Raw genomic sequence first — 21799 nt, forward strand, 5'->3', positions numbered from 1 at the left:
TATCCAACTGCTGTTCCGATGCGGCGAGGTTATCGGTTGATTTGCAATATAACCGCGAACTCATGAAAGCAGAAAGTGATTTTACGGAATCAATAATATCCGCAAGTCATTGACATTGGTGCCCGACGGCCCCGTCATTAGCAAACCATCAGCTTGCGCAAAGGCGAGATAGCTGTTGTCGCTTTCGAGCAAGGCGCGTCCCGCATCTTCACCGCCTATCGAGGCCATTATCCCAGGCCACAGAAAAGCACCGGCATTGTCTTCCGACCCGTCAATGCCATCGCTGTCGGCTGCCAATCCGATTATGCCTGGCGCATCGTTCAAGGTCAGGGCACAGGCCAGCATATAGGCGGTACAGCGTCCGCCCCGGCCATCACGATTGCGAACAGTGACGGTTGCCTCGCCGCCAGAGATTAATGCCGCCTTGCGTCCTTCCGCCTTTATCTGCAGTGCCAATCGTGCATGTTCTTCCCCAAGCTGTAACGCGTCGCCTTCTAGCGCTTCCCCCAACATGATCGCTTGATAGCCCAAGGCCTCCACCGCTTTGACCGCTGCTGCACAGATGTCGGCCGGACGTGCACAAATATCTGCGGTCGCCTGCTGCATTCGCGGGTCGTCCGCCTTCGGTGTTTCCAGCATGCCTTCGTCAAGCTGCCGGCGAACGGCCTGAGGGATGGTGATCTCATATTTATCGATAATAGCCAGCGCATCGGCACAGGTGGATGGGTCGGCGACAGTCGGGCCAGACCCGATCATCGCGATATCATCCCCGGGGATATCGGAAATTGCAACCATATGGGTTGCGGCGGGCCACGCCCTTGCAGCGAGACGCCCGCCTTTTATTGCAGAGAGGTGCTTGCGGATGATATTCATCTCCCCAATCGGTGCGCCGCTGTGGAGCAGGGATTGGGTCACCGCCTGCTTCTCCGCCAGTGAAAGACCTTCTGCCGGTGCTGGTAAAAGGGCACTTGCACCCCCTGACATCAAGACCAGTAACAAGTCATTTTCGCTTAGATCATCTGCCGCGGCCAGGGCGGTTTGCGCGGCATCGGCACCCGCCGCATCGGGCACAGGATGCGAGGCCTCGACAATCTGAAAGTTGTCAGGGGTAAAGCCGGGTTGCGCATAACCTTGGCGTGTGACGATCAATCCCGAGGCATCGTCCGGCAATCGGTCATGGATCGACGCTGCCATTTGTGTAGCGGCTTTTCCAACTGAAAGGACATAGGTTCGGCCATTGACCTTTGGCCACTCCACATCCCGCATTGCCTGCTCCGGAAGCGCGGGTGCCAAGGAACGCAAATAAAGGTCTTCTAAAAAGGCTTTTATTGAATCGGGATTTGTTGTTTTATGCACTGCACAATAAAGGCCCGATTGTCCTATCGCGGTCAAGCGACTTTTCGGAGTTTGAGCCCCTATGAATGATCGCGCCACTCTCGACCATCTGCGCAGCCGCCTTTCGGCACAGTTGACGACCCTCTATCCGGATCATGATTGTGACGCTTTGGCGGACAAGATTATCGCATTGTTTTGGCCTGATCCAAGCCAGATGCTCAAACGCGAGGAAATTGCCGACAAGCATTTGTGGGATGAAAGCGACATCGCCCTCATCACTTATGGTGGCACCATCCGATGCGATGGTGAAAAACCGCTCCACTCGCTCCATCGCTTTTTGAAACAGCATATTGGGCAGACCATTGGTGCCGTTCATATTCTGCCTTTCTTTCCCTATAGTTCTGACGACGGGTTCGCTGTAATCGACTATTTGCAGGTTGATGACGAGCTAGGTGATTGGTCAGATATTGAGGCAATCGCTCAGGATTATCGTCTTATGGCCGACCTGGTGATCAATCATGGTTCGAGCAAATCATCATGGTTTCAGCAGTTTCTGTCCGACGAAGCACCGGGCAACAGATATTATTACACGGCTGATCCAGCCGCCGATCTCGGACAGGTAGTGCGGCCTAGATCCCATCCTTTGCTGACTCCTTTTCGCACATCAGCAGGCGATCGCCATGTCTGGAGTACTTTTAGCGCAGACCAGCTCGATTTCGACTTTACCAATCCTGACCTACTGTGCGAGTTTATCAAAATCATCGCAGACTATATAGCGCACGGTGTCCGAATATTCCGGCTTGATGCAATCGCCTTCCTTTGGAAGAAAATCGGTACCACTTCGATCAATCTCGATGAAACGCACGAGGTGATCAGGTTACTGAGAACGCTGATGGATCATCACGTTGAAACGCTTATCATTATAACTGAAACCAACATTCCCAATCACGAGAACCTGACCTATTTCGGCAATCAAAATGAAGCCCATGTCATCTATAATTTCTCGTTGCCGCCATTACTGGTCCATGCGCTGCTTACTGGTGACGCGCTCTACTTGAAGCGTCTCACGCGCAGTAATCCCCCGGCTTTGACGGGCTGTACCTATCTCAATTTCACGGCCAGTCATGACGGTATCGGCCTGCGTCCGACAGAAGGGGTTTTGCCGCAGGGCGAGGTTGATCAGATGCTGACCGCGATCCAGGCCTTTGGCGGACGGCTTTCAATGCGCCGCGGTCCGGGCGGTACAGAGAAACCTTATGAGATGAACATCTCTTATTTCGAAGCGATGCAAGGTACGCTTGACGGTCCGGACGAATATCAGATCGATCGTTTCATGGCAGCGATGGCGATCATGCTGGCGCTTGAGGGTATTCCGGCCATCTATATTCACAGCTTGCTTGCTACACCGAATGGCTATGAGGAGGTCAATCTTTCTGGCCAGAATAGGTCAATCAATCGTCGCCAGCTGGACTATGAAGATATTAGCAGCAAAATCGATAATCCCCAGACTGTCGAGGCTCAGGTGTTTAATCGTTTCCGCGCCTTAATCGAAATCCGCAAAAAACAATCCGCCTTTCATCCTAATGCCGTGCAATTTACCCTGGCCTTGCCAGAGGGCCTGTTCGGCATCTGGCGCCAAAGCCAGGATCGCAAGCAAAGTATCTTCGCGGTCACCAATGTGACGAAAAACATAAAAAATCTGGCTTTGGTGGAGATAAACCTGATTGCGGGCGATCAATGGTGGGACCTGATTACGGGCCGGTCGATTACAGATATTGAGGGAGACTTTGCTCTTGCGCCCTATCAATCTGTGTGGATCACCAACGCCTCCCCGGAAGGCGGCTAATCTTCGTTATCCTGACGTACTGCTTCCTGAAATCGTTCTGTAAAATCTGGAATCGCACTGTTGATCCGATTCCAATTTGCCATGAAAGGTGTTTCATTGGGCGATTCTAGGAAAACATCGCCGGCTGTCATTATGTTCTGGGCGAACAGCTCTACTGTAGTTTCCTCTTCGTGCCGATCCAGCGTCAGCCCGTTCATGACAGCATCATTGTAAAAGGTTTCAATCCGATCAAGCGCGATCCGGAAATAGGTCGCTTTCAGGGTACGAAACGTCCCTTGTGAGAAAATCTGGCCATCAGTGGCTAGCTTTCGGAAAATCGATTTGGTGATGTCGATGCTCATCTTCGACAAGCCGGTATCGGGGTTATCGTGCGAGACTTTTTGATGCTTGTGATCATAGTTATCAGCAATTTCGACCTGACAGATGGCTTGCGTCGAATGGTTGCGCCACACTTCTGAAAGGACGCCGACTTCCAGTCCCCAGTCGGATGGGATCCGGATATTCTTGACCACTTGCCGTCCCATCGCAAACTCGCCAGCCAGCGCATAGCGAAAGCTGTTGAGATAGGTGATATAGTCATTGGGCTCACACACTTTCTTCAGCGCGGCCAATAGTGGTCCGATAAGCAAGCGCACTACGCGGCCATTGAATTTTTCTTCGGTTGTCCGCGCGTAAAAGCCTTTCGAAAAAACATAGGGAAATGTCGGGTTGGCGACCGGGTACATCAACCGCGCGAGGAGTGCCCGATCATAGGTCAAAATATCACAATCATGCAGACCGACGACTTGGGCATTTGTTGCTGACAGGAAATAACCAAAACAAAACCATACGTTGCGGCCTTTTCCTGGTTGAGCCGGAGAAAGGCCGTGTTGCTTCAATTCGTCGTCGAGCGCGGTAAGCCGCGGACCGCTATTCCAAAGGATATGATGTCGCTGTGGTAGGCGGGAAAAATAGTTTTTCGCATATTCAAATTGATCTTTTTCGGCCCGATCGAGCCCGATGATAATATCATCAAGATAAGGTACCTCTTTCAACTGATCGACAATATGCTCAAGGGCCGGACCCTCAAGCTCCGAAAACAGGCTCGGCAGAACCAAGGCCATGGGGTTGGCTGACCGGAAGCTCATCAAATCGGCTTCCAATGACTCAACCGAGCGGTTGGTTAAATTGTGAAGTGTGGAAATGATACCATTTTGATGAAAATCGGCCATGCGCTTCCTTTTTTGCTTAATTTGGCAGCCTAGTCACTCTTCCGGTAGGGTTAAACCCACTTCTGGCAAAATTTCTAGTATAGCGGAAGTCCAGCCCCGCGGACCAGGAGCAGCAGCTGACCGTACATGCGGTAAACTAGACGTAATGGTAACACCGTCAGTGTTTGGCATTATGATCCCAATATCTGCGGCTTCAATCATTCCCAGATCATTGGGGCCATCACCAAGTGCGATGCTGATAAAGTTTGCTTCCGGTTGCTGTGCCGTAAAGGCGCTGATAATCGTCTTCATGGCCTGTTCTTTTGATGCCTGACCGGTGAAATGATAAAAGCGTCCACCCCGCTGGATTTGGATGTCAGCCACAACCATGATCGCTTGCAATGCATGAAACGCTTCGTCGGATCCTAACCAAATAAATGGTTCAGTTGCGTCACGATCTTTGGCCCGCTGTGCATCAGCCATGGCAAGCCCTGTAGCATTCGCTACCTCGGCAACCGTCATGTCATTAAAACCGACTATCAGTTGACGCAAATGTTCCGGCAGCTCACTAATCTGATCCAGGACTTTGTCATATTGGATGCCAGCAACCATCCTGTGTGGATGATCTTCTTCCAAAAATGGCCGACCAAGAGGCGCGAAAATGACCGATCCATTCTCGGTTACGGTTATTGTATCCTCGATCGGCAAAATATGCTGAAGGGCTTTCAGTTCCGAGTGTGTTTTGCTCGTAATCGGGATGATATCGGCCATCGCCTGATCGCGTAATATCCGGATTAGCCGATCAGCAGGTGTCGCCGAATAACTGTAATGGTCCAATAAAGTACCATCAAGGTCGGTGAATATAAGAAGGTGGGGGGGAGTACACGACATTATAAGGTGAACGATAGCATATTAATATTACCGCGAATATCGGGATTTTGGCGCATTCTGAAATGCATCTCCGCGCTGGTAGCGGTCGCTATCCTATCGCACTTTATTGGATTGCGGGAGATAATCCTCTCGCACTTCTGATCCAGATAGTTCACACTGAAGAAATAGAGTTTTGGGGATTTATCATGAATGTGAAACTTTTCATCGCCATTCTTATCGCATTAGGAATTGGTGGACTGGTTGCATGGGCCGGCAGTGACGGTGGCATGACTACCCACGAGCTTGCAGGCAGCGGAGCAGGGGCGATCCCAATATTTCTGATTTGCGGAATACTGGCCTTTGTAATCAATTGGCTGGCATTCATTCCTGCGAACATCGCCAAAACCGAAAAATATTATGATCTTACTGGTTCCCTGACATATCTAACTTTGATGGTGGTTGCTTGTGTCCTGTCAGCTCCATTGGATCTCCGGTCGGCTATCATCGCTATGATGGTATCTATCTGGGCGGTACGATTGGGTTCCTTTCTGTTTTTGCGCATCCGTGATGATGGCGGTGATCAGAGGTTTGACGAGATTAAAAAATCACCGAGCCGATTCTTCTTCACCTGGACGTTACAAGGCCTTTGGGTTCTGCTGACTGCAGCTAGCGCGTTAGTTATTATAACCAATCAGACAAAATTACCGCTTGGCCCGTTTGCCTTTGTTGGCTTTGCTCTTTGGATTACAGGTTTCGCGATTGAGGTTATTGCTGACCGGCAAAAACGGACTTTCCGAAAAGATCCGGCGAACAAAGGTCGTTTCATCTCTTCCGGGCTATGGGCTTGGTCGCGCCATCCCAATTATTTTGGTGAAATCCTTTTGTGGGCAGGTGTCACGGTAGTATCGCTGCCAGTGCTATCCGGTTGGCAATGGGCAACGATAATCTCACCGTTATTCGTGGCTGTTCTGATAATTCGACTTAGCGGTGTTCCGAAGCTTGAAGCACAAGCCGACAAGAAGTGGGGAGACGATCCGGACTATATCGCCTATCGCTCCAACACGCCTGTAGTCATGCTCAAACCACCGTCTAGGGTTTAACATCCGATAATCTGAAGATTCGCACGCTAACCGGGCCGGTTAAATACCGTCGAGATACTCAATTTCCGGCGCAGCAGCCATGCAAGGGGCGAGCTTGGGGCCGCTGGCGCGGAAATGGTCGGATTTGCCATGGGCGTCCAGTGCCGCCTGATCAACATAGCGTTCGAGCACTTTATATTGCTGGGGATTATCCTTGCACTGAAAGACAGAGTAAAATTCATTGCCGGGTTCATTTTCCCGTACCGCAGCCATTAATTCCGTAAAAGCCGCTTCAAAATCCGCGTTTTTGCCTTCTGCAACTGTCAAGGTTGCAACTACACCTACTGCCATGGTTCACCCTCTTCTGATTAATTGTAGATTGGAGCCGACACCGCAGCGCCAGCTCCGATCGATTATGCCTAGAATATTTCGAACAGCCCGGCTGCGCCTTGACCACCGCCAACGCACATAGTCACAACACCATATTTGGCACCGCGGCGCTTGCCTTCGATCAACGTATGACCAACGCAGCGCGCGCCGGTCATGCCATAGGGGTGCCCGATGGAGATCGAGCCGCCATTGACGTTCAACAACTCGTCAGGAATGCCCAGCTTCTGCTGGCAATAGAGCACCTGCACCGCAAAGGCTTCATTCAGTTCCCACAGGCCGATATCGTCCATTTTCAGGTCGAATTTCTCGAGCAATTTGGGGATGGCGAAAACCGGACCAATGCCCATTTCATCCGGCTTGGTGCCTGCTACAGCCATCCCGACATAGCGGCCCAAGGGGTTCAGGCCGGCTTTTTCAGCGGCACTGGCCTCCATGATAACACTGGCGGAGCTGCCGTCGGAAAGCTGTGAAGCGTTCCCGGCAGTGATGATCTTGTTTTCACCGAGCACGGGCTTCAGCGATTGCAGGCCTTCGAGCGTTGTCGATGGCCGATTGCCTTCATCTTTGCTGAGCGTGATTTCGTGCATTGAGATCTCTTTGGTTTCCTTGTCCTGCACACCCATGGTTGCGGTTACTTCGACTATTTCATCGTCAAACTTGCCCGCTTCTTGTGCCGCAGCGGTGCGCTGCTGGGATTTCAGCGCATATTCGTCGCACGCTTCACGCGAAATGCCATAGCGCTCGCCGACGACTTCTGCGGTCTGCAACATCGGCATGTAGATATCGTCATGCATGGCAACCAAGGCTTTATCCGGTGCCATCCGCATTTCCGGAGTTTGCACCGTGGAAATAGAATCCTGTCCGCCACCTACAACGACGTCCATCCGGTCAATCGTTACCTGCTTGGATGCTGTCGCGATAGCCATCAGGCCTGATGAACATTGACGATCCAGCGTCATACCGGGAACTTCAATCGGAAAACCAGAGCGCAGCGCCACGTTGCGTCCCAGATTACCGCCCTGCGAGCCTTGTTGCAGCGCGCTGCCCCAAACCACGTCTTCGACGGTGGCTGGATCAATGCCGGCCCGTTCAACCGCTGCTTTTGCCGCATAGGAACCAAGGGTGGGACCGGCAGTGGCGTTGAAGGCACCCTTATAGGCGCGTCCGATGGGGGTCCGGGCGGTAGAAACGATAACTGCGTCACGCATATTTGTGATCCTTTATTATGATGGATTAGAGTCGAATTTGGCGCGCATTCTCTCTTTTAATCGACCAATTAACAAGGTTTTTCTTTGCTACTGGTCCTGACGTTACGGCAAGCTAGCCCTCTTGCATGTTCAGAGGAAAACCGCCTTCCGGATAAGGCATGATCATTTTACCATCGGGCGCTGAGGTGAAGGTTGTCTGGGTCGGATAGGCAAACTCCAGACCCTCCTCGTTAAACTTTTGCAATATCGCCAGACCAATAGTGTGGCGGCCTTGATAAACCGGGTCGTATTGGCTGCTCATAATGTCGAAGTCGAGCTCGAAGTTGATCGAACTATCGCCAAAGCCCACAAAGCCCGAGCGCACGAAAACTCCGCCATTTTCTTCGACAATCTGTTTCAGCAAATCGGGAATGCGCCGGGCATCTTCGGGTTTTGTCTGGTATATCACACCAATGCCGAAACGTGTCCGGCGGCGATCCAGTCGGGTCAGATTGACGATTTCCTTGTCCAGCAAATTGGTATTGGAAATAATGACTTCTTCGCCAGTGATCGCGCGCAGCCGCGTGCTTTTGAGACCGATCTTCTCAATCGTGCCGGTGGTAGTGTCATAGGTGACGGTTTCGCCGCGCTTGAACGGCTTGTCGAAAATGATCGATAATGCCGCGAACAGATCTGAAAATATGCCCTGTGCCGCAAGGCCAATGGCGATACCGCCGACACCGAGACCGGCAATCAGTCCGGTCACGTCGACACCCAGATTGTCGAGGATCATGATCGATGCGATCGCGAATAATACAAATGTCACCAGCAGACGGATGAGCGTCATCGCATTGGCGAGCGTTTCATTTTCTTCCGGATCGGTGGACAGCTTTCGTTTAAAAATGCCGAGAATAATCTCTCGCAGCCAGATGGCGACCTGAATGACGACCGCGATGGTGAATAGCACTCCAACAAAGTTCACAATTTTGGCAGGTGCGTTGGAAGAAACGATCACGATTTCTGCGGACACCATCAGCATGAAAATCTTGGTAGTTTTGGAAATAGCCTTCGTCAGGATCGCGCGATATCCAATCAGACTTTCCTGTTTTCGGACATAGCCTGCGGCGAGTCGTTTGATTGCGCCGAGAAGGAAAAATATGCCTGCGCCGATCAGCAGGGCGATAATCAGTTCAATATAATGTTGGGTCACCCAATTTGTGACGGCATTTACATATCGATCAACAGTACCTGCTAAATCGGGAAATTCGGCGACAATGGTCGGGTCTGTTGTCTGGGTCATATGAAAATTCTGCTACTGTTGATGGACAGGAAAAACAACCCGTTTGGTTGCCCGCGGTTCCATCAGCCCTGTTTCTTGGCAGCTATCAGAAACTCCACGTTGCCTTTGGGTCCGGTAATCGGACTTTGGGTTATGCCATTGACGGTCCACCCTTGTTCCGTCAGCCAGTCACCGACCTTCGTACAAACCTGATCATGTATGGCCGGATCACGGACGACACCGCCTTTGCCAACATCGGCGCGTTCCGCTTCAAATTGCGGTTTTATCAACGCCACCAGCGTTGCGCCGGGCTTCGCAAAGGTCATCGGACGTTCGAGCACTTTGGTAAGCGAGATGAAACTGGCATCGCAGACAATAAGATCAACCGGCTCGGTTACATGTTCCGCCGTCAGTATTCTTGCGCTGGTCTGTTCGTGGACGACCACCCGCTCGTCTTGCCGAAGCTTCCAGGCGAGCTGATTGGTCCCGCTGTCAATTGCGTAAACCTTTGCCGCACCCCGGTTCAGCAAGACATCGGTAAAGCCACCAGTACTGCTGCCCACATCGATGGCGATCATGTCTGCCAAAGCGACGTTGAAATGATCCAGCGCGTGATCGAGCTTGATTCCGCCGCGTGAGACCCAGGGATGATCTTTGCCTTTCAAATCGACAGCAATATCATCTAGATATTTTTGTCCTGGCTTGTCCACCTTTTGATCACCGGCGGTTACCAGTCCGGCCATGATGTAGGCCTGAGCCTTGGCCCGGCTTTCGGCTAGTCCGCGTTCCACCAATATCTGATCTATCCGCAATTTTGTAGGTTTGGATTTGCCTACTTCAGCAGGTGGAGCGGTTTTCGCCGGGCGTGTTTCATCTGATGTCATATGAAATTTGGACTAGCCGAAGCGAATGCATTTGACCATATTCGATCTATGAGAATCATTTTTGCTTTTTCCGCCATATTGTTAGCGTCCGGATGTTCAGCGGTTGTGCCATCACCCGCACCTGCGCCGACACAAGCCCCAAGGTCGACGCCGACCCCGACGCCAGCCCCGATACCCAAGCCTGCGCCGGCACCGGTTAGCGCAGACTGGACGGATTGGCCGCTGGCACAAGGCAACTGGGTCTATCGCAGAGACGATCGCGGTTCTATAGCACTCTTCGGCCCGCCTGATATGGAAGCAACTTTCATCATTCGCTGTGATCAGGGGCGCAATCAATTGTTCCTTTCCCGCGAGGGTGTTGTCCCCGATTCCGGTGGACAGATGACGTTGCGGGCCAGCTCCGGCCTGCAATCCTATCCCGCACGCAATAGTGGTGGACCGCTTAACTATGTCGCAAGCGCCCTGCAGGTGACAGATTATATGATGGACCGGATTGCGTTTAGTCGCGGCCGGTTTGCTGTGGAAACAACCGGATTGCCGTCGTTGGCAATCCCGATCTGGCCAGAGTTTATACGTGTTGTTGAGGATTGTCGCAGCTAGACGCGTATGGCGAACATTCTTACGCCGGATTGTGATGAAGGTGCGATAAGCTGATCTGCGGCAGAACGCGGGATTTTGACAGCAAATTAAAATAATTCAAGTCTTGTTCCTGTGCAGCGAATGATTCACATTCGATTCGTCGAACAAGCGGAGATTTTCAATGCAACAGTTCGTATCTTATCAACAAGCGAAAGGAGGTGGTCCGATGTCTCATGGTTCAGCACAGGGGTCGGAAAAATCCGTTCGGGGAGCGACTCTGATCTAGCGATCAGGCAACCCGGCAGCGGCACTTCCAACCGCTGACCCATGCTTAGAGGCTGTCGATCCAATCGCGATCGACAGCCTCTTTTCATTTTTGTGGTTCTGATGGATCGGTTTCGGGTGGCTCAAGACCACGTTCGGGATCAAACCCTTCCGGCTCATACTGGTCGGACGATGATTCAATGTCGTCATTACCTGCCACACAGGCTCCCATTGTCAGAGTCAGCAGGGCCATAATTGTCAGGGTCATAAACTTTTGCATGATAGTTTCCTTCAGCCGGTCCCACCTGCTTTGAAGGTCTTCATTCTAAAAGATGCGCAGCGTCAGGCCACCGGATTGCGGTGTGGCGACCAATTATCGGGTTTTGCTTGAGAGTCGTCGGATGAGAAAGGTGACGGCTTTCAACAATCTTGATGTCTGAAGATTAGCGGTCGTTATTATCGGTCTTTTCCAGATATTCTTCACGGATCATGAAATCGCGGATACCGATGCGGACCTCCCGGAAAAACTGTATAAGGGCAAGCGACAGCAGGATCACTGCAATGATGAAAGCAACCGCTACGCTTTGTGCGAGCACCGGATTGCCGGTCAGCCCCATCGCAAAGAGCAGTCCAATCAAGATACAGACGACGATCGCGCTCACCACGCTCAGGTAGATCGCGCTGTTCACATATTTTATCCGCAACTGTAAATCGCGCAGCTCGTTGACGCAGAGCGCATGTTCCTCGCCCGTGGTTTCCTTGAAACGATCCTGCATCACACGTGAACGATCAATGATCCGGGCCAGTCTGCCGGTGAAGATATTCAGCATAGCGCCAAGGCCGACGAGCAGGAAGGCCGGTGCCATCGCGGTTTGCAGTACGGCAACAATATCAGCATTGGCGATTTGCGGAAGTACCGGGGTCATGTCTTCATCCTGATGCGCAGCGTCAGGCCGGTTACGGGTTGTTCATCCCATAGCGAAAGGGAGAATCGTTCCGCATCAGCCCGTGCGCGGTCGAGCAATGCCGCGGGGACGTCGTCGGCTGCAAATATCTGATCCGCCTGTCCCAGCAGGCGGGCCTGCCGGATCGTCAGTTCGTCGGGGTCTGTACTGGTCAGTTCCAATTCCACAACCGCTGATAGCCCTTCTGCATCGGGCATGGCCAGCCATGTTTCGACATCCGCCCCGGTGCGGTCCGTCAGCACATCGAGCGGTCCACCAGGGTCGAGTGCAGCATCAATTGCCTTGCGCCGGTCTGCGCCCTCGGGCCAGACCCGCTTAATCCGCTCGCGCGCTGCGAATAATGCCTGCGCCAGTTTGCCGAGATTAGCCGGCAATATTTGCTCCAACCGCTGCCGCACGGCTTTCGCCAGCCCCGCAGACGCGCCGCCGGTCCCGATGGCGATCAGCACGGGTTCGCGATCAATAATCGCCGGCGTGGTATAATCGCAAAGCGCGGACCGGTCGACGGCGTTGACCAGCAAGCCACGATCTTTCAGCCGCTTGACCGCCGCCGCCGCTTCGTCATCATCTTCGAGCGCAACGACTGCCAGAGCCGCATCTGCCTGCTCATCATCGGTAAGGACAGCGCCCACGCGTTCATAAAGCCGCCGCTTGGCATCCGCCATTTCGCCGCTGCCGAGCAATATGACCTTACATCCCTTTAATGTTACGAAAATGGGGAGCTGGTCCATGGTCTATTTCAACCAGTCAGGGACATGTTCGGCGGCCATGATGGTCGAAGGTTCAATCCGCTCTGCCACCACCGCATATTGGTCGCCATCGACCAGCACTTCCGGCACCAGCGGACGGCTATTATAGGTATTGGCCATGGTCGCGCCATAAGCACCAGCGGTGCGGAATATACCGAGATCATCGGTTTGCACGCGGTCGACAGCGCGCTCTTTGGCAAAGATATCGCTGCTCTCGCAAATTGGACCAACGATAGACGCGGTCATGGTTTCGCCGGTGGGTTGCACGGCTTCGAAATGATGCCAGGCATCATAAATAGCCGGCCGCATCAAGTCGTTCATCGCCGCGTCGACAATCACAAAGTCGCTGTTTACGCCCGGTTTGATGCGAATGACCTGTGTCATCATCACGCCGCTATTGCCCGCGATCACGCGGCCGGGTTCGAACATCAACGTGACGTCCCAGCCCTGGGTCACGCGCGCAACCATGGCGCCATATTCGGCTGGACTGGGCGGGTTGTCTTCGGGCTTGTAGGGAACGCCAAGGCCCCCGCCGAGATCGACATGGGTGATGGTGTGGCCCGCGCTGCGCAAATCGTCGAGCAACTGGCCAATGCGTGTGTAGCATTTTTCAAGCGGGTCGAGATTTTGCAGCTGGCTGCCAATATGCACCGCGACGCCGCGCAGGTTCAAACCTTCCAGTTTGGACAGACGCGCGAAAATATCGGGCGCGACATCAATGGCGACACCGAATTTATTCTCCGCTTTGCCGGTAGAGATTTTCGCATGGGTGCCTGCATCGACATCGGGATTGACGCGCAACGTTGCCGAGGCTTTCTCGCCGCGTGCGGCTGCGATCTCCGCCAGCATCTGTCCTTCTTCTTCGGACTCGAGATTAAACTGCCCTATGCCCTTATCGAGGCCAAGTGTCAGTTCTGCCCGGCTTTTTCCAACGCCGGAAAAGACGATATCCTCTGCCCTCATCCCGGCGGCCAAAGCGCGTTCGAGTTCGCCGCCAGACACAACGTCGGCGCCATAGCCCTGATTGGCGAGAATTTTCAGCACCGCGAGATTGGGGTTGGATTTGACAGCAAAGGCAAGATGGACCTTGCCGGCATCTTTCAATCCTTCACGAAACACGCGGGCGTGGCGTTCCAGCGTGGCGCGGGAATATACATAGACCGGTGTGCCGACCTGCTCTGCAATGTCCGGTAGCGCAACGTCTTCGGCATGCAGCACGCCATCTTTAAGTTGAAAATGGTCCATTGAGCGAGGCTTTCAGAAATGGGATAATGGAGTGGGGTGCGGTTTTAGCCGGGCGGGGGCAGGTCGAATTTGTCATCCTGCCGTTTTTCGGACCGGCGGAGCAACTCATCGCTGCGCTCCGGCTGTGCCTGGGTCGACGGCGTGATAAGCTCTTCGCCGGTTGGCTTCTCGGCTTCGCCATAAACAGCTTGCGGCAACGTTTCGCCCTTGGGCGGTGCCAGCGCCCCGCGATTGCCACAAGCGGACAATATGGCAAGCGATGAAATGATCGCAATTTTACAAGATATGTTCATAAACGATTCGTCTGTTCCAGTTCTGCGATCCGCTGTCTTACCTGTTCTGGCGCAGTTCCGCCATAGCTGGTCCGGCTGGCAACGGAACCTTCTACACTTAGGTCGGGCACTTCATGACCGGCAATCCGCGGATCAATCGCGGTCAGGTCCTGTGCGCGCAGATCCGAGAGATTGCATCCCCGCTCTTCACACAGCTTAACCGCCGCACCGGTAATATGATGTGCTTCGCGGAACGGGATGTTGACCGCGCGTACCAGCCAGTCAGCAAGGTCGGTAGCCGTTGAAAAGCCGGTATCCGCCGCTGCCCGCATTTTTTCAGGGACAAAGGTTACGCTCTCGACAATACCGGTCATCGCCGCAAGCGACAGGGCGAGCAGGTCATGCGCCTCGAACACCGGTGGCTTGTCATCCTGCATATCCTTGGAATATGCCAGCGGCAGGCCCTTCATGGTCATCATCAGGGCGTTCAGGCAGCCGACAATCCGCCCGGCATGGCCTCGCACCAGTTCGGCCGCATCCGGATTGCGTTTTTGCGGCATGATCGAACTGCCGGTGGACCATTGATCGGACAGATTAACAAAGCCGAACGGCTGTGAAGCCCAGATGATAATTTCTTCTGCAAGCCGAGACAAATGCAAAGCCGTCTGTGCGGCGGCCATTAGATAATCGAGTGCAAAGTCGCGGTCTGAGACGCTGTCCATAGAATTATGGGTCGCTCCAGCGAAGTCCAGGGCTTCAGCGGTCATCTGCCGGTCATTGGAAAAACCCGTTCCGGCAAGTGCTGCTGCGCCAAGCGGACATTCGTCCAACCTTTGTTTGGCCGCCCAGAATCGGCTGCTGTCACGGGCAAACATCTCGTAATAGGCGAGCAGATGATGGCCCATGGTGATCGGTTGCGCGACTTGCAAATGGGTGAAGCCAGGCATGATCGTGTCGGCTTGTTCCTTGGCGCGCGCTATCAGTGCCTCCCGCAAATCCCAAAGGCCGGCGGAGACCTGCTCTTCGGCATCGCGGACCCACAGGCGAAAAGAGGTCGCCACCTGATCATTGCGCGAACGTGCGGTGTGCAAACGCCCCGCGACCGGACCGATAATCTCGGTCAGCCGGGCCTCGATCGTCATATGGATATCTTCCAGATCCAGATTCTCGGGCACGCCGTTTGTTTCATATTCTTCGGCAATTTGATTGAGGCCATCCATGATTAAGGCCGCATCTTCCGCCTCGACAATATCCTGCTTGGCCAGCATAGCGACATGTGCGAGCGATGCGCGAATATCCTGGCGCCATAATTTCTTGTCGAACGGGATGGACGCGTTTATCTCGCGCATGATTGATGAAGGGCCATCGGCAAACCTGCCGCCCCACATGCTGTTGGAATCTGATGTGCGATTAGTGATGCGAATATTCCCGTTTCTGTGCCTGTCGGCGATGCTTACCGCCTGCGATAAGCAATCTGAAGATGTGGAGCAAGGGAATGATGATTCCCGATCCACGGAACAGACTATAGAAAGCACTAGTGGTCTCGTCGGAAAGCTTGATATCTCGCAACGCGGCAGCCCGATGGTGGATACGCCATTCAAAGACCCGAAGGGTAATGTAGTGCGTTTATCCGACTTCACAGGCAAGCCGGTGCTAGTCAATATCTGGGCAACCTGGTGCGCGCCTTGTGTGGTCGAAATGCCGATGCTCGACGAATTGGCGGCGCGGGAAAAAGACCGGTTACAAGTCTTGGTGGTTTCACAAGACATTCAAGGAGCAGAGAAGGTTGATCCTTTTTTTGCTAAGGCGGGCTTTGAAGAGTTGGAGGCCTATACAGATCAGGAAAATGGGTTGAGCTTCGGATTCGGGTCAGGCCTGATGCCGACCACCGTGCTTTACGATGCCAGTGGCAAGGAAGTCTGGCGCGTTATTGGTGCGATGGACTGGGATGGCGCGAGAGCAGCGATGCTGATGGAAGAGACGCTGGAGGAAGGGTGATCTCTGCGAGCTTTATTTTTTCATTCAAGTTCAGGCAGGCTCTAAAGTGATATTGGGTTCAATCGAACCAAAAAAGAGGTTTGACCATTTCTCTGTAAACCGCAGAGAATATGGTGGGCGATGACGGGCTCGAACCGCCGACATCTTCGGTGTAAACGAAGCGCTCTACCAACTGAGCTAATCGCCCTTACATAGGTCTGTCCCATGAAGTGTTCGCGGCCACTGCCAAATCATAACGACTTTGGCAAGCACCTTTGCGCAGAGTTTATCAAAATTACAAAATACCAGCGGTTTATGGTCATCGACTCACCCGATATTGTAACATGCTGCAAAACCTAAGCTCTCTCCGCGATTCGCAGCTTTTGCCTGACTATCCACAGAAATTAAATGTATTAAATCAGTTGGATAGTGAGATTATTCGATTTTTCCACAGGTTGCCGCTGTCAATCTAATTATTTCATTTTTTTTACATCGACGGCCTTGTCCGACTCGCTGCGACACGCTTACTAAGAGACATCGGCTGGTGGCTACGGATTCGAAATCTCGGGCCTCTATGACATTGAAAATATCGCGTTGAAAACGGGTTTTCAACATAAGGTTTTCTGTACCTTGCGGCTCCTTTGGCTGGGAACCGATTGAGAAGTTCAGGAAATTTAGGGCTGAAGAGCGGTTCCGCAATGAAGCGGGTGGAGATAAATCGGGGGATGTTAGTGGTACAAGGATCAGGTAAAGCGGGGATAAAATCTGCAATTGAGGCAACAGCGGTTACCGTGGAAAATCACAGTACAGAAAATCGGGACGAACTTGTTTCTCAGCTTGAAAACACATGGCAGACAATCTGTTCCGGGTTGCGTCGCGATCTTGGTGCCCAGATTTTTGGCCAGTGGATTAAGCCGATCAGGTTGTCGCGATTTGATTCTTCCAATGGTGAGCTGCAGCTTGTCCTGCCTTCCGAATTTGCTGCGAACTGGGTACGCGAACGTTACGCAGACCGGCTGACGCTGGTTTGGAAAACTCATTTTGCTGACGTCAAAAACATCACTTTTACCGCCAGGGCGGGCACCGCGCGAATTGCGCAGGTCAAGCATGCCAATAATAGTACCCGCCAGGATATTGCTGATGTGCCGTCCGGAAAATTTCGGCTCGATCTGGATCCGCGCATGACTTTTGACGAGTTTATTGCCGGGAATAGCAATGTTCTGGCGCTCAACGCAGCCCAGCGCATGGCTGCTCCCGAGAAGCCGCTGTTCAGCCCGCTTTACCTGCAATCGTCAACCGGTCAGGGTAAAACTCATTTAATGCACGCAATTGGTCATACCTATCGCACCGAATTTCCGGATGCGCGCATTATCTATATGTCGGCCGAACGATTCATGATCGAATTTGTTTCTGCGATGCGGCGAAATGAAGCCATGGAGTTTAAGGCTGCATTGCGCGAAGCCGACCTTTTGATGATTGATGACATCCAGTTCATAGTTGGTAAAAATTCCACGCAGGAAGAATTTCTCCACACGGTCGATTCTTTGATTAGCCGGGGCAAGCGTGTGGTTGTTGCTGCCGACCGACCACCGCAGGCACTCGATGGCGTAGACCAGCGTTTGTTGTCGCGCCTGTCGATGGGACTGGTTGCGGATATCCAGTCAGCAGGTCTCGAGTTGCGTCGCGACATCCTGCAACATCGTATAGCCAATATACCCCATCAGGACGTGCCAGAGGATGTCGTCGAATTTCTTGCCCGGACTATCAGCCGCAATCTGCGCGAGCTGGAAGGCGGTCTTAACAAGCTGCTGGCCTATGCCCAGCTTACAGGAAGGCCTATCACACGAGAGCTGGCCGAAGAACAATTGTCGGATATATTGAGTGCTTGCCGCCGGCGGATCACCATTGACGAGATTCAGCGCACGGTCTGCGAATATTATCGGCTCGACCGAAATGAAATGTCGTCCAAACGCCGTGCACGCGCGGTGGCGCGCCCGCGACAGGTTGCGATGTATCTTGCCAAAGTGATGACACCACGCAGCTACCCTGAAATTGGCCGCAAATTCGGTGGTCGGGATCACAGCACAGTTATCCATGCGGTGAAGCTAGTCGAGCAACTGCGCGGGGAAGATACGGAAATGGACAATGATGTCCGTATGCTGCTTCGTCAGCTGGAAAGCTGAACGAGCAGACGGGGTGCCGAGCGTCCTCTGGAAAGCGAAACCTGGTTAATAATCCTGCCGGTTACTTTTTTTCTGGCGCAATAGAGATGCGAATTCGTTCACCACTGTTACCAGGGAAGCCTGTGAACATTGCTTCAACAAGATTGGGCACAAGATAGGTCAGGTTTTTCGATCGTGACAGGGCCTCTGCCTTGCCTTCAAAAAGCCGTTCACCGTCTGCAGAGCGGTCGATTTTCAGGTCCAACTCTGATGTGTAAACCGTGAAACTGCGCACGGAACCAAAGCCGGAAAAGCCAGGGCCGCCGAAGAGGAATGGATCATAATAGCCGAGCCGGTAACGGTGGCGGCTATAAAGCCCGCGGTGGCCATAAAACCCATGAAACCCGCGAGCAAAAAAAGGATCATAGTCGCCGACGATCTTTTCGCGACCATTGTCTACATCATAGTCCATACTCACAATTAATTGGGCCGCTGCGGGATCTGAGCTGCGTTGATAGCCAAGGTCTGTCATGCGTTGTTCAACCAGGGTTGCATATTGTTCAAATTCGAGCCCCCCTGAAAGTTCCGGATCAGAAGCGACTACGGCAAAGCTTTGCCCCTGAGCGGGCGGTAAGGCTTCAAATCGCTGGACATCAGCGCGAAACGGTGTGGCGCAAGCAGCCAGTGCCAAAAAAGCAACAGGAGCAAATATTGTGAATTTCATACGCTTTGTAATCTTTGATTTACACACGGTCATCGTGATTCCTTCAGCTTGCCTGCCATCAATTTGTCATAGTATCGTTTTGATGCTGAACCACCATTGAACGACCATATAATACGACTCATCGATATTTTTATGATGAAAGATGATAATCCATCTGTAGTATGATGAAAACACCAATGAAGAAAATCAGGAAGACTCGAATTTTACATCATTTTATAAATGAACTGTTTTGTTCAGAAATTTAGGTTTATCGGAAAGATATCAGCAGAATGCGACGTACCAGGTTTGAGCCGATAGACCCCTACAATGCGCGATACGTTTATTTACACCTTGATACATGATGTGATTGGGCGTTAATGTTAGAATAAATGAAGGTCAGGCGCACTCAGCATATCAATTCAGAAAAGTAACGGACAAATATGGACGATCATACAGGGGACGATATCTGGGGCGGCCAGATACTTTTAATCTCTGAAGATACTGACCTGCGGGGACTTTATATTCATGCTATCGAATTGTTAGGCGGTCGTTGCGCAACTTCGCCGCTTGACTTCGAAGCGGAAGATCTTGCTGCATGGGTAAATATTGCTGCGGTGATTGTCCATATTTCGGCATGGGATGACATCCAACAAAATGCTTTGGAGCAGGCTGAGAAATTTTGCGAGAGCTCACATTTACCCATGTTGATCCGAACCGATCTCGCTTTGCTCGACACGGTACTGGCGGCAGTAGAATATCCTAATGTCGAGCATTTGCTTAGCGATAGTGTGGCGGAGCTATTCGTGTCTCTCGAGCATCGCACCAAGCGGCCGATTAGCAGTCTGTTTGCAGATCGTGATAATGTCGATCTGGTTGACCTAAAAAAAATATCCGCGGATGTGGAACGGATTGCACGCGCACTTGTCAAACTATCTGGTCCAGAGCAACCGAGCGGTGAAAGACGATTGGTTGGTAACCCATTTAAAGAAACGGATGAACAGGCGCGACTGGCTGATACTCCGATCGGTTTCAAAGCCGGTTCATCGGCCGATCTGCAAGGCTTGGACTCGAATCAACCGGCTGAGAGCATGCCAACGATCAGCGCTGATGGCTTAACAGCAGAAGACGTCCGGGGTCTTATCCGGGCGAGGCGATTGCGCGATGCGCATTTTGATCCCGAGCTTTTTGCTGATCCTGCTTGGGATATGTTGCTCGACCTGATGGCTGCGAGACTTGAAGGGACCAAGGTTGCTGTTTCCAGCTTGTGTATTGCCGCTGCTGTGCCGCCAACTACCGCGTTGCGCTGGATTAAAACAATGACTGAAGAAAATATCTTCCAGCGCAAGGCCGATGAAAAAGACGGTCGGCGGATTTTTATCGAATTGAGTGATGAGGCTGCGGCCGGAATGACCGGTTTTTTCTCTATGGTACGCCGTGAACGACTGTTGATGATCTGATTCGGGCAAAAAGAAAACCCGCAAGAAACCAAGCGGGCTGCCTTTCTACAATGAATATGTCCGGCCTTGGCCAGAACCGCTTATCCCAGCGCAGCAACCCGTTTCGTGAGGCGGCTAAACTTCCGAGATGCGGTGTTCTTGTGGAATACACCGCGTGCAACACCGCGTGCCAATTCTGGCTGAACAGCAGCAAGAGCTGTGGTTGCAGCGGCTTTGTCGCCCGCTTCCAGAGCCGCTTCAACGGACTTGATCTTCGTGCGAATCTGACTCACGCGGTTTTTGTTGATGACCGTGCGGCGCTCGTTGCGACGGATACGTTTCTTTGCTTGCGGCGTATTAGCCATGAAATTTCCTCAAAACTGAAATGCTGGGCGGCCGCAAATCACGCATGTAACTCCGGCTCAAGTCGGCGGTCATTAGCTTCCCAGACGATTCTCGTCAATAGCTTAGTCAAACAGCCTTAAAGGCTCTTCAGCTCTGACATTTTCGGCAATAAAAGGTAGATCGGCCGCTGTCGACCTTGCGCATGACAGAAGCACCACAAGCGCACTTTTCGCCCTCGCGGCCATATACGAGCCATTCTTTGGCGAAATAGCCCAATTCGCCATCCGGTTGCACAAAATCGCGCAGGGATGATCCTCCGGCTGCAATTGCAGAAGTCAGGACCTTTTTGATCGCCACGACCAACTTGTCATAGCGCGGCTTTGATATACCGCCACCCATCCGGCTCGGCGCTATGCCAGCCATGTGCAGAGCCTCGCACACATAGATGTTGCCCAGACCCGCAACATTGCGCTGATCAAGCAGCAGCTGCTTGATCGGTGCTTTGCGGTGCCTTGTCACCGCCTTGAGATAAGCGCCTGTAAAAGCCTCTCCCAAAGGCTCCGGTCCCATCGCGGCAAAAGGGCCATATTGATCAATATCTTCCAAGCGAATCAGATCCAGCGAACCAAAACGGCGCGGATCATTCAACACCAGTCGACGGTCCTCTTCGGTTTCCAGCAACAGATGATCATGTTTTTCCAGTTCCGCCGGATCGATCCGCCATCGTCCCGACATACCAAGATGAAATATCATGACGTCCCCGCGATCTGTCTCAATCAAACCGTATTTGGCGCGGCGCGATAGTTGCGTCACCCTGGCGCCAGTCATTCGCTGACGCAGGTCGGTTGGGATAGGGCGACGCAAATCGGCACGGCGCGGCTCGACAAGGGTCAGCCTTTTACCTTCCAATACCGGCCGCAAACCGGCGACGGTGGTCTCAACTTCTGGTAATTCCGGCATCATGCCCCTCAAAATATCGCAATATCGCCCTGTCCAGCAGCTACAGGGTGATTGCAGTGCTGCCAAGCGTCGTCTAATGCTT

The 21799-nt window shown here is 52.6% G+C and carries 22 protein-coding genes and 1 tRNA gene; 6 read left to right on the forward strand and 17 right to left on the reverse strand.

What is annotated here, in order from left to right:
- Positions 1–81: 81 nt before the first annotated feature.
- The gene (locus tag ACO6S1_RS08080; RefSeq protein WP_422345802.1) at positions 82–1266 is read right to left on the reverse strand and encodes a glycerate kinase type-2 family protein; all 1185 of its coding nucleotides are present in this window, start codon (positions 1264–1266) and stop codon (positions 82–84) included.
- Positions 1267–1417: 151 nt separating this feature from the next.
- On the opposite strand from ACO6S1_RS08080, the gene ACO6S1_RS08085 reads away from it, so the two are divergent.
- Positions 1418–3181, forward strand: coding sequence for a sugar phosphorylase (locus ACO6S1_RS08085; protein ID WP_422345803.1), 1764 nt, complete (start codon positions 1418–1420; stop codon positions 3179–3181).
- Here the strand turns inward: ACO6S1_RS08085 and ACO6S1_RS08090 are convergent.
- Both ACO6S1_RS08090 and ACO6S1_RS08095 read right to left on the reverse strand, forming a co-directional pair.
- Positions 3178–4392 (reverse strand): glucosyl-3-phosphoglycerate synthase, encoded by a 1215-nt coding sequence (locus ACO6S1_RS08090; RefSeq protein ID WP_422345804.1) that lies wholly within the window; start codon positions 4390–4392, stop codon positions 3178–3180. The two genes, ACO6S1_RS08085 and ACO6S1_RS08090, sit on opposite strands and share 4 nt — an antisense overlap.
- Positions 4393–4425: 33 nt before the next feature.
- Positions 4426–5262 carry an HAD-IIB family hydrolase gene (locus tag ACO6S1_RS08095; protein WP_422345805.1) on the reverse strand — a complete coding sequence of 279 codons (837 nt, stop codon included), beginning with the start codon at positions 5260–5262 and terminating at the stop codon, positions 4426–4428.
- Between the two features lie 185 nt (positions 5263–5447).
- On the opposite strand from ACO6S1_RS08095, the gene ACO6S1_RS08100 reads away from it, so the two are divergent.
- Complete coding sequence (locus tag ACO6S1_RS08100) at positions 5448–6341, forward strand: DUF1295 domain-containing protein (RefSeq protein WP_422345806.1); 894 nt, start codon at positions 5448–5450, stop codon at positions 6339–6341.
- Between the two features lie 39 nt (positions 6342–6380).
- Here ACO6S1_RS08100 and ACO6S1_RS08105 read toward each other — a convergent pair whose 3' ends face one another.
- The 4 genes from ACO6S1_RS08105 to ACO6S1_RS08120 form a co-directional block, all read right to left on the reverse strand.
- Positions 6381–6671, reverse strand: coding sequence for a putative quinol monooxygenase (locus ACO6S1_RS08105; protein ID WP_422345807.1), 291 nt, complete (start codon positions 6669–6671; stop codon positions 6381–6383).
- Positions 6672–6739: 68 nt separating this feature from the next.
- Positions 6740–7918 (reverse strand): acetyl-CoA C-acyltransferase, encoded by a 1179-nt coding sequence (locus ACO6S1_RS08110; protein ID WP_422345808.1) that lies wholly within the window; start codon positions 7916–7918, stop codon positions 6740–6742.
- A 112-nt stretch (positions 7919–8030) separates the two neighbouring features.
- Positions 8031–9197, reverse strand: coding sequence for a mechanosensitive ion channel family protein (locus ACO6S1_RS08115; protein ID WP_422345809.1), 1167 nt, complete (start codon positions 9195–9197; stop codon positions 8031–8033).
- A gap of 62 nt (positions 9198–9259) precedes the next feature.
- Complete coding sequence (locus tag ACO6S1_RS08120; protein ID WP_422345810.1) at positions 9260–10060, reverse strand: TlyA family RNA methyltransferase; 801 nt, start codon at positions 10058–10060, stop codon at positions 9260–9262.
- 105 nt (positions 10061–10165) lie between these two features.
- Between ACO6S1_RS08120 and ACO6S1_RS08125 the strand changes: the two genes are divergently transcribed.
- Positions 10166–10660, forward strand: a complete 495-nt coding sequence (locus ACO6S1_RS08125; RefSeq protein WP_422345811.1) for a hypothetical protein — start codon at positions 10166–10168, stop codon at positions 10658–10660.
- A 349-nt stretch (positions 10661–11009) separates the two neighbouring features.
- Here the strand turns inward: ACO6S1_RS08125 and ACO6S1_RS08130 are convergent, their stop codons facing one another.
- The 6 genes from ACO6S1_RS08130 to argH form a co-directional block, all read right to left on the reverse strand.
- Positions 11010–11183 (reverse strand): hypothetical protein, encoded by a 174-nt coding sequence (locus tag ACO6S1_RS08130; RefSeq protein ID WP_422345812.1) that lies wholly within the window; start codon positions 11181–11183, stop codon positions 11010–11012.
- 163 nt (positions 11184–11346) lie between these two features.
- Complete coding sequence (locus tag ACO6S1_RS08135; RefSeq protein ID WP_422345813.1) at positions 11347–11829, reverse strand: DUF2721 domain-containing protein; 483 nt, start codon at positions 11827–11829, stop codon at positions 11347–11349.
- Positions 11826–12599, reverse strand: coding sequence for an NAD(P)-dependent oxidoreductase (locus ACO6S1_RS08140; protein WP_422345814.1), 774 nt, complete (start codon positions 12597–12599; stop codon positions 11826–11828). Before ACO6S1_RS08140 ends, ACO6S1_RS08135 begins: the two co-directional genes overlap by 4 nt.
- 3 nt (positions 12600–12602) lie before the next feature.
- The gene (gene lysA / locus ACO6S1_RS08145; RefSeq protein ID WP_422345815.1) at positions 12603–13862 is read right to left on the reverse strand and encodes a diaminopimelate decarboxylase; all 1260 of its coding nucleotides are present in this window, start codon (positions 13860–13862) and stop codon (positions 12603–12605) included.
- Positions 13863–13906: 44 nt separating this feature from the next.
- A complete protein-coding gene (locus tag ACO6S1_RS08150) occupies positions 13907–14155 on the reverse strand; it encodes a hypothetical protein (protein ID WP_422345816.1) in 249 nt (82 codons plus the stop codon).
- Complete coding sequence (gene argH, locus ACO6S1_RS08155; RefSeq protein ID WP_422345817.1) at positions 14152–15522, reverse strand: argininosuccinate lyase; 1371 nt, start codon at positions 15520–15522, stop codon at positions 14152–14154. The genes ACO6S1_RS08150 and argH overlap by 4 nt, the downstream gene beginning before the upstream one ends.
- Here argH and ACO6S1_RS08160 point away from each other — a divergent pair.
- Positions 15461–16132 carry a TlpA family protein disulfide reductase gene (locus tag ACO6S1_RS08160; protein ID WP_422345818.1) on the forward strand — a complete coding sequence of 224 codons (672 nt, stop codon included), beginning with the start codon at positions 15461–15463 and terminating at the stop codon, positions 16130–16132. The two genes, argH and ACO6S1_RS08160, sit on opposite strands and share 62 nt — an antisense overlap.
- 111 nt (positions 16133–16243) lie before the next feature.
- On the opposite strand, the gene ACO6S1_RS08165 is transcribed toward ACO6S1_RS08160, so the two are convergent.
- Positions 16244–16319: transfer RNA gene (locus tag ACO6S1_RS08165), tRNA-Val, on the reverse strand.
- Positions 16320–16836: 517 nt separating this feature from the next.
- On the opposite strand from ACO6S1_RS08165, the gene dnaA reads away from it, so the two are divergent.
- Positions 16837–18294 carry a chromosomal replication initiator protein DnaA gene (dnaA, locus tag ACO6S1_RS08170; protein WP_422345819.1) on the forward strand — a complete coding sequence of 486 codons (1458 nt, stop codon included), beginning with the start codon at positions 16837–16839 and terminating at the stop codon, positions 18292–18294.
- A gap of 61 nt (positions 18295–18355) precedes the next feature.
- On the opposite strand, the gene ACO6S1_RS08175 is transcribed toward dnaA, so the two are convergent.
- Positions 18356–18997, reverse strand: coding sequence for a DUF4136 domain-containing protein (locus ACO6S1_RS08175; protein WP_422345820.1), 642 nt, complete (start codon positions 18995–18997; stop codon positions 18356–18358).
- Between the two features lie 419 nt (positions 18998–19416).
- On the opposite strand from ACO6S1_RS08175, the gene ACO6S1_RS08180 reads away from it, so the two are divergent.
- Positions 19417–20433, forward strand: coding sequence for a hypothetical protein (locus ACO6S1_RS08180; protein ID WP_422345821.1), 1017 nt, complete (start codon positions 19417–19419; stop codon positions 20431–20433).
- 80 nt (positions 20434–20513) lie between these two features.
- Here ACO6S1_RS08180 and rpsT read toward each other — a convergent pair whose 3' ends face one another.
- Both rpsT and mutM read right to left on the reverse strand, forming a co-directional pair.
- On the reverse strand, positions 20514–20777 hold the full coding sequence (gene rpsT / locus ACO6S1_RS08185; protein ID WP_108811207.1) for a 30S ribosomal protein S20: 264 nt from the start codon (positions 20775–20777) through the stop codon (positions 20514–20516).
- Positions 20778–20904: 127 nt separating this feature from the next.
- Positions 20905–21717: a bifunctional DNA-formamidopyrimidine glycosylase/DNA-(apurinic or apyrimidinic site) lyase gene (mutM, locus tag ACO6S1_RS08190; protein ID WP_422346161.1), complete on the reverse strand. Its 813-nt coding sequence runs from the start codon at positions 21715–21717 to the stop codon at positions 20905–20907.
- Positions 21718–21799: the final 82 nt, after the last annotated feature.

The sequence above is a fragment of the Parasphingorhabdus sp. genome, assembly GCF_965233695.1.
Taxonomy (GTDB): Bacteria; Pseudomonadota; Alphaproteobacteria; order Sphingomonadales; family Sphingomonadaceae; genus Parasphingorhabdus.